Genomic DNA, 14,033 nt, shown 5'->3' on the forward strand with positions numbered 1-14,033 from the left:
AAAAGTCAACGCAAAAGGGGCACTGCAGAGTCCCTTTTGCCATTAAAGAGTAACATATGAATCCTACCAGAATAATAGCAACGAAAAGGGCCGTTGCCCTAATCGCAAAACTTCGAGACCAATATGGCCCTCTTATTTTTCATCAAAGTGGGGGTTGCTGTGATGGCTCAGCTCCAATGTGTTATCCAAAAGAAGATTTTTATATCAACGAAACAGATATTCCATTAGGAGAGGTAGATGGGGTTCCTTTTTACATGGCCAGAGACCAGTTTGAATACTGGAAACACACTCTTTTAACATTGGATGTTATAGAAGGCAGAGGTGCTAGTTTTTCCTTAGAAATCCCACATGGTGTTAGGTTTATTATCAAATCTAGACTATTGACCAAAGAGGAGAGTGCTTTTTTTAGCACTGCTTAGAAAACATAGTTTATAAACCGCGGTACAATTTGATAGGTACCGCGGTTTTTTGTCTTATTTATAAGGAACAATTTTAAGTACCATTCCAGGAGCAGAAATATCTCCAGAATCTGACGCCATCGTACCTATTTTCTCAATCAGAGCACCAGATAACGTTATGCTCTTTTCTGCTATCGTTATTTGGTTTGAAATTTCTATGGATTCTTTTGCCAATAAGTCTTGAGCAAAAACTTTTATGTTTTTAGTTAAACTTTGTTCCAATTCCAAGGTTAAGGATTGGTAAAAACCAAAGATGCCAATTGCCTTATTTACTTCTACCTCTTTTAAAGTGATATCTGCTTTAGGATGAATCCAGCTTGATGTCGGTGTTACTCTACCTTCTGTAGCTATTGCAATTTGCCCATCTGGAAATTTGGATGCCATGACATAGGGTGCTAATCCCGAAGACCTAACCTCAGGTAAGGGTATGTTTCTGCTCATAATGGCTGGAGCACTTTGTCTCACCATTTTACCATAAGTAGACTTATACCAAGTATCACTGCTTTTAAAAACGATACTGTCAATATGATTATGCTCTGATGCCAAATAGGCACCGTATCCCGCTGCCATAGGTGGGGCTATGCGTTGCCAAAGAGCTAATCTGTCCATTTCGTTCAAGCGTTTATCTACATGGCGGTCGCCAGCTATTTGAAAATGTAAATCCGTTCCTTTATACATTCTAGGGGTATTCATAGGATGCCTTTTAACAGCCACAAGAAGACCTAATCCAGCAGCAATGTTACAGTCGTCTTGAATGTTAAGCTGTGCCGTATATTCCCGTTTCCCAGCGGTTTGCACTAATATGTCATGAATACGCTGCATGGTGGTGGTACTTACCAGTAGGGGAGCGGCGTCGTATGTTCTAAATACATCCGTGATTTTAATGGCCTCTAAAGACTGTTCCACTTTTTTTGTACTTTTCTCAAAAGAGACATCAAGTTCTTGAGAAACCGCCTCTTGACCATTGTAAACGGAAGGGTACAATGATAGGCCAGGTATATCCCATTTAGGATTTATGGCACCTGCTCCCGTGATATGCTCTAAAGTTAGCTTTGGATAAATCTCTTTTTTTATTTTTGAAGCATAATAATGCTTGGTATCTCCACCATCTATCTTCCAGTATTCAATTTCGGCGTATTTGCTCCAATCCACCATTCTTCTCATTTCATCTTCAGAGGGATTTCCCCTAACCCAAAGACCAAGCCCTTTCCATCCCAGAGCTTTAATGTCTTCATTCATTTGCTTAATTCGCTCTTTGGGTTCCAATTTGGCATACATAGGGAAATCTAGTGTATCCATAATGGAAGTAAAAAATGTGTTTTCTGGAATACTTTTGTCTTGCCATCCATGGTCAATCACAAAATAGTAATCACTTCTAGTCTTTGGAAGAATGATTTTAGCCATTCCGTTCTCTCCAAAGATGGTCTTTTCATTCAATTGTTCTCTAGCTGCAGAATTACTATAAACGGTTTCTGGATCGGGATTTGTAACCTTTTCTCCGGCCAGAATGAGATAGTTTTGCCAATACCAGGTACACCAATAGTTGGCGGCATGGCTAGGCTCAGTAGGAACTAGGTTCACGGTTTCTTTCTGGGTGGTGCATCCCAACAATACCAGAAATAAGAGAACACTTAAAAATAGGGTTTTCATGAATGATTCGTTTTGTTGAATGAATCAAAATTAGTCTTCAAGAAATATGCATGCCAATTTGTGAGGGTGTCAAAATCAATCAAAAAGGTCTTTTAATGTTGCAGAAGAGCTATAGATGCAATGAAAAAAAATCAATAGTTACGTAGGCAGGTGTTAGTTAATCTAACCAGTGGTCTGCTTATTTGTTCCAACTAAAGATTTGATAGTTTGGGAGACTATTTTCTTTTAAAGAGAAGTGGACGAACTGTATTTAGTTTTCAAGCAATAAGTTGAGCAAGGCGAGGCTTTTATGGCAATTAGCTGAGAAAGGCAATGAATAAAAATGTTCTTCTTTGACTGTTACTGTTGAGTAAAGGTAGAAATTTTCTAGCTGCTATATCATCCGTTCACACTTGAATAGAAGATTGTTAAGATACACAAACCTAGTGTATCGATAAAAGGAAGTTTTCTAAAAACATCACATAAATTGCGTATATGGGTCTTTTTTGCATCTTTTCTTTGAGATTACTTTTCTGATTAGCAGCATTTGACATAGCTAAGATCAAATTGCTGAAAGTCTGAGTACTTAAAAACTAAAAAGCAATATCATCTTTTTTAGCCTAGAATTGAGCTAAATAAACCTTTAGTTTCTCTACAGAATGTTCGAAACTATAGTGCTCCAGAATAGACTTTTGGCCATTAAGACCTTTGGTAAGTCTTAGATCTTTGTTTTCAAGAAGAGTAATGAGGTTTTTAGTCATGCCATTTATATCCAAGTACTCGGCTAGAATACCGGCTTCGTCTTTTACAAATTCTGAACAACCTCCCGTTTTCTTAAAACCTAAAATTGGTTTACAACATAGAGCGGCTTCCAACATTACTAAAGGAAATGGATCCTCGCGACTACTAACCACAAATACATCTAAAGCATTGATAATTTCAATAGCTTTAGGAGTAGGAGAGATGAAAGTGACTTTATCGGAGATGTTCATTTTCTTAACATCATACATGATCTGATCATAGTACTCACCTTCAGGTTTAAGGCCAATCCATACAAAATGTATGTTTTGCTCTGGATTTTTTAGGTTAACATCATTCACTAATCCTGCAAAAATGTCCAAGCCTTTTCGCCATTCTGCATTACCACATGCCCCCACTAAAAAAGCGTCAGCAGGTAGTTTAAATTCCTTCTTTATTTCATTGGGTTTGGATTCCTTAAAGAGTTTTAGCACTCTATCATTGTCTACAAAAGAATGGATAACTGTAATTTTTGTAGCTAAGGAGCCATCTTTCTCAATCAAATTATCTGCTACAGCCTGAGAACAGGCTATGATTCCATTAGAGTTTTTTAAAAGCTTTTCTCTGTCGTCTTTTCCTGCATAAAGGTTTAGAGAAAATTGCAATTCATGAATATGAGAAATAAGTGGAATCCCTAAGGTTTCTTTCAATAAAGAAGCATAACCTGCCGTGGCAATGGTATTGGCATAGATTAAATCAAAGCCTTTGTTACCATACTTTTCTTTGATGAATTCTTTTATTTTCCTTTTTTTGTCAACCTTAATTAACTTGGATATAACGCTAGACTTCTTGGCTTTAGGGATTTCCTTTACCACACATAATTGTTCGAAATCTGGAAGTAACGGTCCCCATTTATGAAGACATAGCAGCTGAATATTATAGCCCTCTGCCTTAAAATCTTTCATGATATTAAGCAGAAAGAGTTGAGCTCCAGCTCGGTTGGCATCGTGACTTACAAAAAGTATTTTACCCTTGCTTACCGTCATTACTTTGCCAATTCTTCGTTAATAATATTGCTAATTCTAATCACATCGGCTTTAGGTAGATCGGGATATAATGGTAACGAAAGTACCCTGTTTACCACGGACTCGGATACGGGACAAACGTCTTTACTGTTGACATAACTGAGCTGATTAAGAGATGGGTAAAAATATCTCCTAGGAAAAACGTCATCGGCTTTTAAAGCCTCAATAATATGATTTGTGACTTCGTCAGTTTCAAAAACTACAGGGTAGTAAGCATAATTGTATTCAAAACCAGTCTGTGCTGTGAAAGGTCTGAAAATATGTGTAAAATCTAAATGGGTATCGTAAATATCAAAAATGTCTTTTCTACTTTGTATGATATCCTTTACATGAGGTAAGTTAGCCAAACCCATAGCGGCATGAAACTCAGAGTTTTTGCCGTTAATTCCTATACTTTCATAATGGTCGTTTGTGTGACCAAAGCTTCTGTAATACCATATTTTCTCAAAAAGTTCTTTATTTCCACCGTTTACTACAACAGCACCGCCTTCAACAGAATGAAAGACCTTTGTGGCATGGAAGCTACAGGTAGATATATCACCGTATTCCAGTAAAGATTTACCATTTAAGGTCACTCCAAAAGCATGTGCTGCATCATAAATAACTGGTATACCATATTTTTTTGCTATCTTTTGGATAGCCTGCACATCGCAAGGATTTCCATAAACATGTGTAGCTAAAATAGCCGAGGTACTAGGTGTTATTTTAGCGGCGATAAGATCAGCGTTTATGTTAAGGTCATCAGGATTAACATCAACAAAAACGGGTTTACAATTTTCCCACAAAATAGCGGTAGTAGTCGCACAGTAGGAGTATGGCGTCGTGATTACTTCCCCACTTAAATTTAAAGCTTTAATGGCCAATTGAATGGCTATGGTACCGTTAGTTACAAAGTGTAACTGGTCTAAACTCAAATAATCTTTGAGTTGATCTTCTAATCTCCTTAAGAGAGGTCCATTATTTGTCAGCCAGTTGGTCTGATAAATTTCATCCAGATAAGCCTGATATTCAGCTTGTGGGGGTAAAAAGGATTTGGTGACAAAGATACTCAATTCTATGTTTTTATAGGATTTCTTAAAATTAACGAAAGAGTCGGAGCTTTTATCAGCCCAGAAGTTCTTTTTGCCAAGTTTTTACTTTGAGGTCAAGTGGTCTAATAGCTCCAGGCCATTTACCCACCCATTCTGCATTTCCTCTGAAATCTTGAATGTCAAACATTAAAGCCTCTTCAAAAAAGAATAAAGGCTTGGCTTCATCTTTAACTACCATTAAAGAAATGAAATAGGAGCCATCATTAAGGAAGTTACCGGGGATTTTGAATTCTGTGGCTATAATACCTTTTTGATAAATTTTTCCTTGGTTGGCCAAGTTAAAAATACATTGCCCAGTCATGGTATATAGAAAAATACTCACATTAAGCTTTACGTCGTCGTGGTCATTCCAGAATTCGTATTCTACTGTTAAAGGAGTTTGAGTAGTAATTTGAGTACCGCTTTCTAATTCTTCGGTTGATTTCAGCTCAATTCTTCTTGCTAAAATTCCGTTCTCTCCAGGGGCTTTAGATTGGTCTTCCCATTCTTGCTTTATTTGAAAAGAGGAAACATTTTGTACGTAGTTATTGATGACCGTGTTTATGTCTCCCGAGTCTATTAAGTGTCCTTTCTGAAGGAAAGCTCCTTTATTACAAAGGCTTTCTACCGCGGTAAGATTGTGACTAACAAAAAGGATGGTTCTACCACTTTTGGAAACATCTCTCATTTTACCAATGCTCTTCTTCTGAAAGTCGGCATCTCCAACGGCTAAAACTTCGTCTACAATAAGTATTTCTGGTTCTAAATGGGCTGCAATAGCAAACCCTAGTCTTACATACATGCCAGAAGAATATCTCTTAACAGGCGTATCTAAGAATTTCTGAATACCCGCAAATTCTACAATGTCATCGAATTGGGCGTTTATTTCATAGTTCTTCATCCCAAGAATAGAGCCATTAAGGTAGATGTTTTCTCTACCAGTTAACTCTGGGTGAAAACCTGTTCCAACCTCCAGTAGACTTGCCATTCTCCCTTTAATCCTGATTTCTCCAGTTGTAGGGGCGGTTACTCTACTTAATATCTTAAGTAAAGTTGATTTCCCAGCACCGTTTGAGCCAATAACCCCAAGTCTATCACCTTTTTCAACGGTGAGGTTTATGTTTTTTAAAGCCCAGAATAATTCATTTTCTGAAGTTTTAGTTTTAGAAAAAACGGACTTAGAAAAATTTACAATATCTTCTCTGAGTGTATTTCCCTTATTAAGCTTATGTTTAATAAGATAACTCTTTGAAGCATCTTTAATTTCTATTGCTGGCATAAATGATTAAATATAGTCGACAAATGAGTTTTCGTGCTTCCTGAAAAAACGAATTGATATAAAAAGACTCACAAAGCAAAAAACAACCAAAGGAATAAAACTATCCCAGTTAAAAGCAAAGTTATCTCCTAGAAGAGCCCAACGAATGCCATCAATACATCCTGTTACAGGATTTAATACAAATAATTGATAGGTCCAATGACCTGCTACCATATCTGTAGTGTACAACACAGGAGATATGAATAAACCAAAGCTAATGACAAAAGGAATGAGTTGACCTATGTCTCTGTATTTTACGTTTAGCACAGAGGCAAAAAGCCCTATACCACTGGCAGCCATGTAGGCTAAAATAATAAATAATGGAACAAAAATTATTTTGTAGTCTGGTATGTAGTTATAATATAAACAGAAACTTATAAAAACGGCCAAACCGATGATAACATCCAATAAGCCCAAAAAGAAAGAGCTAAATGGAATGATAATTCTCGGGAAAAAGACTTTCGAAACCAGATTATTATTGGTCACCACACTGAGGCTTATCGTCATTAATGACTGGGAGAAAAATAGCCAAAGGATGTTTCCCGACAGTATAACTAGAATATAAGGTATCTCAGAATTTTCTCCTAAAGTCCCTATTCGGTTAACACCAAAAACGTAAACTAAGGACGAAATAAGAGGACGAAGTAGGCTCCAAGCAACGCCAAAAATGGTTTGCTTATACCTAACCATGATGTCTCTCTTAGCTAGAATCCAGAATAATTCGCGATAATCAAATACTTCTTTCCAGTAATCCCAAAATGAGGGATAAGACGATATTACTTTTAATTTCCTATTACTCAAGGTATTGCGGTTTTAATTCTGCATAATTTTTTTATAAGAATCAGCCAAACTTATAATAATAATGCTTAAAATCATTAGGGCCAAACTACTCAATTTAAGGTTTAAACCTGTCTCAGACTCTTCTTTTTCTAAAGGCAATCTCGTTTCTTCTACAATAGTGAAGATGGGTGTCTGCTCTAAAATGACTCTTTCTAGTCCTTCTATGGTGTTTAACTGGGCAATATACTGTGTAGTCAAGTAGCCACTTTTTCGCTGTGTTTGAGTTTGGCTTAGTACGCCTCTTGGATCTACAACATTAGGGTTTTCAAAAGTAATCCTAGCCATTCTATTATCAGCGGTAGACAGTTCGGATTGAATTTTGTATAATTGCTCTTTTTGAGTTTTCAGCAGTACTCGAGTTTTCTTTGTTTTCATTTCCACATAGAACTCTTCTGTGGTCTCTAAAACAGTTTCTATCCATTTTTTCACCAGCATCTCATTGCTTAAAAGAGAGGTCAATACCATAATGCTACTTGTTGTTTCTACAATATCTATGGTCGTTACTTCTATAAGCTTATCGTATAATGATTTGATCATTAGATTTTCCAAAGGTGTAAAATCATTAATTTCCTTTTTCTCAAATCTATGGTCTATAGCAGCCTGAAATGGTTTCCTAAACATACCACCACCCCATTCGTTGGTTTGAATGTCACTGCTGTCAATCATGTAGTTTATCATCAATAGAGAATCTCCATTGACCACTACGGTCTTCATAAGAGCCCGTTCCAAAACCGCTTTAGAACGCAGTAGTGTAGGAAAGTTTTGACTGGTAAATAAATCTCCGCCTGAAGCAGTGTTTTGGTTGAGCAGTCCAAATGAACTAGCTAAGCCACCAAATTGACTTTGAGAATTATTACCACCAAGTTCTAGGTTAAAGATAATAGTGCTTCTAAAAAAGCTTTCTTCTTCCACAAATAAATCGAGGGTCATACTTATACAAGCCCCTAATAAAAGTGCAGATAGCCATATACGCCATTTGGCCGCTATTAAGTCTAAAAAGTTAAAAAACTGAGACAATAACTCCTTTGTAGAAATTTGGCTTTCCGTATCGCTTTGTAATTCCATAATTTAACTATTTGCCAAGGCTAATAAATCCATAAATACTAAATAATGTACCTAAAGTGGCACTTACCGTGGCTAAAACATTGGCCACTTTCGATAACTGCTCAGCATTATTTTGAGCCTTTTGTGGAACAATGATCTCGGAACCTGGTTCTATTTTAGGATAAATGTTAAACACTAAAAGTTTTCTCGTTCTGTCTACAGAGCCATTAGGGTATAGTACATATGATTTTTTCTTTAAAGATTTTTTGTTGAACCCTCCAGCTCCACTAATATAATCTTTAAATCTAGCATCTTTCATGTATTTCACCGTAGTAGGATAAAGTACCTCTCCCTGAATTCTAATGGTCTCTAGCAATTTGGGAACTTTAATTAAATCACCATCTTGAAGAGTTAGGTCACCTACAGCACCAGGGTTTTTTAGAATATGGCCAAGATCAATATCAATAGACTCTTCTCTAGTTTCTTCTACTTCGTCAATCTCTATGACTTGTGTTGCCGTACCACTGGTAGAAAGACCTTCTAATGTCTTTCTTTTTTGCTCTAGTTCTAAAGCACTTAATTGTACCGTTCTAATTAAGGTAGCTCCTGGTACATAAGCTTGAAGCGTTAAGCCTCCGGCTCTTTTTATCAAGTCTGAAATTTTTTCGTCTTTGCTAGCGATACCATATTTAGAAGGATAAATTACCTCTCCTTGAATATCAACATAAGTCTGTTTCTCATAGTTAGGAGAAGTTCTTACAAATATCTCATCGAAAGGTTGAAGAATAACATTATCCTTACCACTAACCACTTCTAAATCAGGAGAAATATCAAGTCTGATAATGTCAGATATTTGAGCATTAACGAGTGTATTATCCACGTTTCTTTTTCTACGAACGATTTCTACTCTTGAAAGACTAGCTGCTTCTGTTAGGCCACCTACTCTGACAATGACATCCTCTAAAGTAAGATTTTTAACATAAGGGATTTCAATACCTGCTTCGGCATCTTCATTATTTATGGATCCCTGTATTCTTACAAAGGCCACCTCTGTCAAATCAAAAATGGACGGTACTATAACCACATCCTCTCTTTTTAATGGAATGTCGTCCACTTTGCCGGCCAAAAGATCTTTATAATTGACCGAAATGTTTTCGGTTGATAAATCTGGCATTGTTCTTACCAAGGAGATTCTACCCATAAGGGCATCGTCCATTAACCCGTCTGCCGACTCTATCAAAGCCTTCAAAGAAGAACTGGAGTTTAGAGAATATTCGCCCGGTCTGTAAACAGCACCTTCAATACTCACAAGGTTAGAAAACCTTTCCAATACGACATTGACAAAAAGTGAGTCTCCATTGGTCATGTTGAAATTGTCATATTCAGAATTAACAACATCAATAATTTCTTTCTCTTTGGCAGTATTTCTATATACTTTTAATCTGGCCGTATAGGATTTGGTGCCAAAACCTCCTGCGTAATTAATGGCATCTGATAAGCTCTCTTTGGGCAACAATTCAAAATACCCTTTTCTTTTAGTGCTTCCTCCTACTATCACTCGGTTAACAAAAGGAGAGATGAGAATAACATCCTGATCTTTTAAAAGAATATCATCTTTAGAAAAGCCTTTCATTAAAATATCGTAAAGGTCCAAAGTGGCTACAGTAGTATTATTTCTTATGACCTTAATCTGCCTGAAAGAACCAATCTCGTTAGGACCACCACTTCTGTAAAGAGCAGAACTTACCGTACTTAACGAACTTACCGTATATGTACCAGGGGCTACAGCCTCTCCCGTGACGCTAACTTTAATGCTTCTCACATCTCCTAAAGAGATTTTCAATTTGACAGTCCCATTACTAAGACTTGGATAAATTTGTGTTAAAGCTTTTCTTATGGAGTAAGTAGCCTCTTCAATACTTAAGCCAGATACTTTTATTAAACCTGCTCTATTAAGTGTAATATATCCATCTGTATTAACTACAACTTCTTGATGCTCTTGAATATAGCCGTAAATATCTATGATCAGGTTATCATTAGCACCTAAAACATAGTTATTTGGAGTTGGAATATTGTGGACAGCGTTTGGGTCATAATTATTCAAGTTAAAAAGTTTATACCCAAAAATTTTACGTCTTAAGGTTTCAAGGGCTAAATCTTCAGCTTCCCTCTCTTCTAAGACCATGGCCACGGAATCTTCACGAGTCATGGCTTCCATATCCTCGTCATTTAAAGCATTTGTCCTAAAACCGTCATCAGTTTTTGGAATCGCGTTTTTGTTAGTGGGCAATTGATTTTTTGTAGTTCCTTGCTGAGGATAAATCGGAACGACTGCCCCATTATTCGGAACAGTTTGCGGATATCCAGGGTATGTTTGCCCTTGAGTGTGGGTTGTGGAAAAAGCAAGTAGTATAATACCAATTAGAACTTTCGAGATTAAATCTGAATTCCTAACTTTGGACCAATTCATAGATTAATGTTTAAATAAACTGTAAACCGCTTTTGGGTCTCTCTTATTATTAAATTTCTGCAAAATAACAGAAGATTTTTGGTTTTCAGAACTCATATTGCTTTTAAATATTGGTAAAAAAATAATAATTATTGCCGCTGCTGATAGAATAACAATGAATACAGAAAAAGAACCCCAGTACGATGAAGACAGTATTAGATCGCTGGATTGGAAAGAACATATAAGGTTAAGGCCAGGTATGTATATCGGGAAACTAGGCGATGGCGTTTCCGCAGATGATGGCATTTATGTCCTGCTTAAAGAAGTTATGGACAACTGTATTGACGAATATGCGATGGGGCATGGAAAGCAGATTAACATAACGATTGAAGATGGAAAAGTCGTTGTACGAGATTATGGAAGAGGTATTCCTCTCGGAAAAGTGGTAGACGTGGTTTCGAAAATAAACACGGGTGCCAAGTATGACAGCAAGGCCTTTCAAAAGTCAGTGGGATTGAATGGAGTGGGTACAAAAGCGGTGAACGCATTGTCTAGCTATTTCAAAGTTCAAGCTTATAGGGAGGGGCAAACGGCCTGGGCCGAGTTCAATATTGGAAACCTTACTGAAAAATCTCCGATAGAGGTATCTTCAGAGAAAAATGGTACCTATGTAGAGTTTGTTCCTGACAACTCGGTATTTAAGAACTATCATTATATACCACAATTTGTGGATAGCATGATTTGGAACTATTGCTACCTGAATGCAGGGTTAACGATTTCTTTTAATAAGAAGAAGTTTATTTCGCACAATGGTTTGCTAGATCTGCTGTCAAGAAAAACGGAAGAGGCAGATATCAGATATCCTATTGTGCATTTAAAAGGTGATGATATTGAAATGGCTCTTACCCATAGCAATCATTATGGAGAAGAGTATTCTTCTTTTGTGAATGGTCAAAACACCACACAAGGAGGAACCCACTTGTCCGCTTTTAAAGAAGCCATTGTAAAGACCGTGAGAGACCATTATGGCAAGGATTACGCTGCGGAGGATATTAGAGCTTCTATTATAGGTGCTATTGCCATCAAAGTTCAAGAGCCCGTATTTGAATCTCAAACAAAGACAAAATTAGGCTCAATCACTATTTCGCCCGAAGAGAATGCTCAGACCGTAAGAACATTTGTCAATGACTTCATCAAAGAAAAGTTTGACAACTTCTTACATATGAATCAGGAGGTAAAAGACGCTTTAAAGAAAAGAATTGAACAATCTGAGAGAGAGCGTAAAGAATTGGCAGGTGTTAAGAAACTGGCCAACGAAAGAGCGAAGAAGGCGAGTTTGCATAATAAGAAGCTTAGAGACTGTAAGTATCACCTTACAGACACTAAATATGAGGATAGATTAAATACGACACTTTTTATTACAGAAGGTGATTCTGCCTCTGGTAGTATTACGAAGGCTCGTAGTCCAGAGACGCAGGCTGTATTCAGTTTAAGAGGGAAGCCCCTCAACTGTTATGGTTTGTCCAAGAAAGTCGTTTATGAGAACGAAGAATTCAATTTACTGCAACACGCACTTAATATTGAAGACGGCATGGATGGCCTCAGATATAGCCAAGTTGTGATTGCAACAGATGCTGACGTTGACGGTTCTCACATTAGATTATTGCTTCTAACTTTCTTTTTGCAGTTTTTTCCTGATGTGGTTAGGGGTGGACACCTATATATTCTTCAAACACCCCTGTTTAGAGTAAGGAATAAGAAGGAAACTTTCTATTGCTATTCTGATGAGGAAAAAAAGCGTGCAATACAAAAACTTGGAGGAAAACCTGAAATAACTAGATTTAAAGGTCTTGGTGAGATTTCTCCCCACGAATTTGAAGGATTCATAGGAAAAGATATTAGATTGGACCCTGTTATACTCGAAAAGGAATCAAGTATTGCCAAAATCTTAGGCTATTTTATGGGGAAAAACACCCCCGAGAGACAGAAGTTTATTATTGAAAACTTGAAAATAGAAAAGGATATGGTGGAAGAGGATATGATTCCGGACGAGAAAACAGTAATTGCTTAACCTCCGAAATTTAATATCTATGAAAAAAATCGCATTACACTGGCAAATTATTATTGGAATGTTTTCCGGGATTCTAATAGGGGCATTTTTGCTTCTATTTCCTTGGGGAAAAGATTTCGTTACCGATTGGATAAAGCCCTTTGGTACCATCTTTATAAATTCCTTAAAGCTCATTGCGATTCCACTTATTATAGCTTCTTTAGTAAAAGGAGTTTCAGATTTAAATGATATTCGCCAATTGTCCAAAATGGGCTCTCGAACCATTGGGATGTATTTAGTAACCACGGTGGTGTCTATTTCTCTAGGTTTACTTTTAGTGAATGTAGTGAAGCCAGGCAGGTTTATTGAAGAAAACACCAGATTGGAAATGATGGCCAGTTTTTCTGGTGAAGCAGATTCCAGGATAGCCTCAGCGGCAGAAACTCAAGAACGTGGACCTTTAGATGCCTTAATAGATATAGTTCCAGATAATATTGTTGCGGCAGCCAGCTCAAATGGTAACATGTTACAGATTATATTCTTTGTCGTGTTTTTTGGCATTGGCATCATTCTGATAGAACCAGAAAAGTCTAAACCCGTAAAAGACTTTTTTGATGGCTTAAATGAAGTCATTCTGAAAATGATTGATATCATTATGCTGTTTGCCCCGTTTGGAGTTTTTGCCTTACTAGCAACGCTTGTTGTAGAAGCCCCCTCTACAGACGTCTTCATAGCCTTGGGTGCATATGGATTAACGGTCGTTTTAGGCTTGGCTATTTTACTTTTTCTTTTTTACCCAACTATGGTCAAAATTTTTACTGGAATTGGATATAAAAAGTTCATGAACGGTATTTCTCCAGCCCAGCTGTTGGCTTTTTCTACCAGTTCTAGTGCTGCTACCTTGCCAGTTACCATGGAGAGGGTGGAAGAACATTTAGGGGTAGAGAAAGATGTAGCTTCTTTTGTCTGTCCTGTTGGAGCCACAATAAATATGGATGGTACCAGTCTTTATCAAGGAGTGGCGGCTGTTTTTATTGCTCAAGTTTTTGGGAACGACCTAACACTGGCTGATCAGCTCATCATCGTTTTGACAGCCACTTTAGCTTCAATAGGTACTGCTGCGGTACCCGGAGCAGGAATTTTAATGTTAGTGATAGTTTTAGAGTCCATTGGTGTAAATCCTGCCGGAATTGCTCTTATTTTTGCGGTAGATAGACCGTTAGATATGATAAGGACTTCTGTTAATATCACCAGTGATGCTTCGGTAGCCATTTTGGTTGCTAAAAGCTTGGGTAAATTAAAAGAACCTAAGGTCAAAAACTGGGATGACAACTATAAATTAAATCATTGAT

Annotated in this window: 10 protein-coding genes; 3 read left to right on the plus strand and 7 right to left on the minus strand. The window is 37.2% G+C overall.

Translation table 11 applies throughout. The features are described 5' to 3' along the window. The first annotated feature begins 56 nt into the window (after positions 1-56). On the plus strand, positions 57-419 hold the full coding sequence (locus ACSBFT_RS03300; RefSeq protein ID WP_489603453.1) for a DUF779 domain-containing protein: 363 nt from the start codon (positions 57-59) through the stop codon (positions 417-419). 54 nt (positions 420-473) lie between these two features. Here the strand turns inward: ACSBFT_RS03300 and ACSBFT_RS03305 are convergent, their stop codons facing one another. The 7 genes from ACSBFT_RS03305 to ACSBFT_RS03335 all read right to left on the minus strand — a co-directional run bounded on the left by ACSBFT_RS03305 (position 474) and on the right by ACSBFT_RS03335 (position 10,652). After that, positions 474-2,108, minus strand: a complete 1,635-nt coding sequence (locus ACSBFT_RS03305) for a hypothetical protein (RefSeq protein ID WP_489603455.1) — start codon at positions 2,106-2,108, stop codon at positions 474-476. 599 nt (positions 2,109-2,707) lie between these two features. Further along, positions 2,708-3,871 carry a glycosyltransferase family 4 protein gene (locus ACSBFT_RS03310; RefSeq protein ID WP_489603457.1) on the minus strand — a complete coding sequence of 388 codons (1,164 nt, stop codon included), beginning with the start codon at positions 3,869-3,871 and terminating at the stop codon, positions 2,708-2,710. Next, the gene (locus tag ACSBFT_RS03315; protein WP_489603459.1) at positions 3,871-4,962 is read right to left on the minus strand and encodes a DegT/DnrJ/EryC1/StrS family aminotransferase; all 1,092 of its coding nucleotides are present in this window, start codon (positions 4,960-4,962) and stop codon (positions 3,871-3,873) included. The genes ACSBFT_RS03310 and ACSBFT_RS03315 overlap by 1 nt, the downstream gene beginning before the upstream one ends. 52 nt (positions 4,963-5,014) lie before the next feature. Then, positions 5,015-6,259 (minus strand): ABC transporter ATP-binding protein, encoded by a 1,245-nt coding sequence (locus ACSBFT_RS03320; RefSeq protein ID WP_463048114.1) that lies wholly within the window; start codon positions 6,257-6,259, stop codon positions 5,015-5,017. Positions 6,260-6,265: 6 nt separating this feature from the next. Further along, on the minus strand, positions 6,266-7,099 hold the full coding sequence (locus ACSBFT_RS03325) for an ABC transporter permease (RefSeq protein WP_463048113.1): 834 nt from the start codon (positions 7,097-7,099) through the stop codon (positions 6,266-6,268). A gap of 12 nt (positions 7,100-7,111) precedes the next feature. Further along, positions 7,112-8,203, minus strand: coding sequence for a hypothetical protein (locus tag ACSBFT_RS03330; RefSeq protein ID WP_463048112.1), 1,092 nt, complete (start codon positions 8,201-8,203; stop codon positions 7,112-7,114). Between the two features lie 7 nt (positions 8,204-8,210). After that, positions 8,211-10,652: a polysaccharide biosynthesis/export family protein gene (locus ACSBFT_RS03335; protein WP_489603460.1), complete on the minus strand. Its 2,442-nt coding sequence runs from the start codon at positions 10,650-10,652 to the stop codon at positions 8,211-8,213. Positions 10,653-10,806: 154 nt separating this feature from the next. Here ACSBFT_RS03335 and ACSBFT_RS03340 point away from each other — a divergent pair, with 154 nt between their 5' ends. Next, positions 10,807-12,702, plus strand: coding sequence for a DNA topoisomerase IV subunit B (locus tag ACSBFT_RS03340; protein ID WP_463048110.1), 1,896 nt, complete (start codon positions 10,807-10,809; stop codon positions 12,700-12,702). A 19-nt stretch (positions 12,703-12,721) separates the two neighbouring features. Then, positions 12,722-14,032: a dicarboxylate/amino acid:cation symporter gene (locus ACSBFT_RS03345; protein ID WP_463048109.1), complete on the plus strand. Its 1,311-nt coding sequence runs from the start codon at positions 12,722-12,724 to the stop codon at positions 14,030-14,032. The last annotated feature ends 1 nt before the right edge of the window (position 14,033 follow it).

The sequence above is a fragment of the Arcticibacterium sp. SM2516 genome, from assembly GCF_057914865.1.

What these genes read in the sequence shown, in the direction of transcription:
- ACSBFT_RS03300 (WP_489603453.1), top strand. Translation starts at nt 57, where the DNA reads ATGAATCCTACCAGAATAATAGCAACGAAAAGGGCCGTTGCCCTAATC.
- ACSBFT_RS03305 (WP_489603455.1), bottom strand. Translation starts at nt 2,108, where the DNA reads ATGAAAACCCTATTTTTAAGTGTTCTCTTATTTCTGGTATTGTTGGGA.
- ACSBFT_RS03310 (WP_489603457.1), bottom strand. Translation starts at nt 3,871, where the DNA reads ATGACGGTAAGCAAGGGTAAAATACTTTTTGTAAGTCACGATGCCAAC.
- ACSBFT_RS03320 (WP_463048114.1), bottom strand. Translation starts at nt 6,259, where the DNA reads ATGCCAGCAATAGAAATTAAAGATGCTTCAAAGAGTTATCTTATTAAA.
- ACSBFT_RS03330 (WP_463048112.1), bottom strand. Translation starts at nt 8,203, where the DNA reads ATGGAATTACAAAGCGATACGGAAAGCCAAATTTCTACAAAGGAGTTA.
- ACSBFT_RS03335 (WP_489603460.1), bottom strand. Translation starts at nt 10,652, where the DNA reads ATGAATTGGTCCAAAGTTAGGAATTCAGATTTAATCTCGAAAGTTCTA.
- ACSBFT_RS03340 (WP_463048110.1), top strand. Translation starts at nt 10,807, where the DNA reads ATGAATACAGAAAAAGAACCCCAGTACGATGAAGACAGTATTAGATCG.
- ACSBFT_RS03345 (WP_463048109.1), top strand. Translation starts at nt 12,722, where the DNA reads ATGAAAAAAATCGCATTACACTGGCAAATTATTATTGGAATGTTTTCC.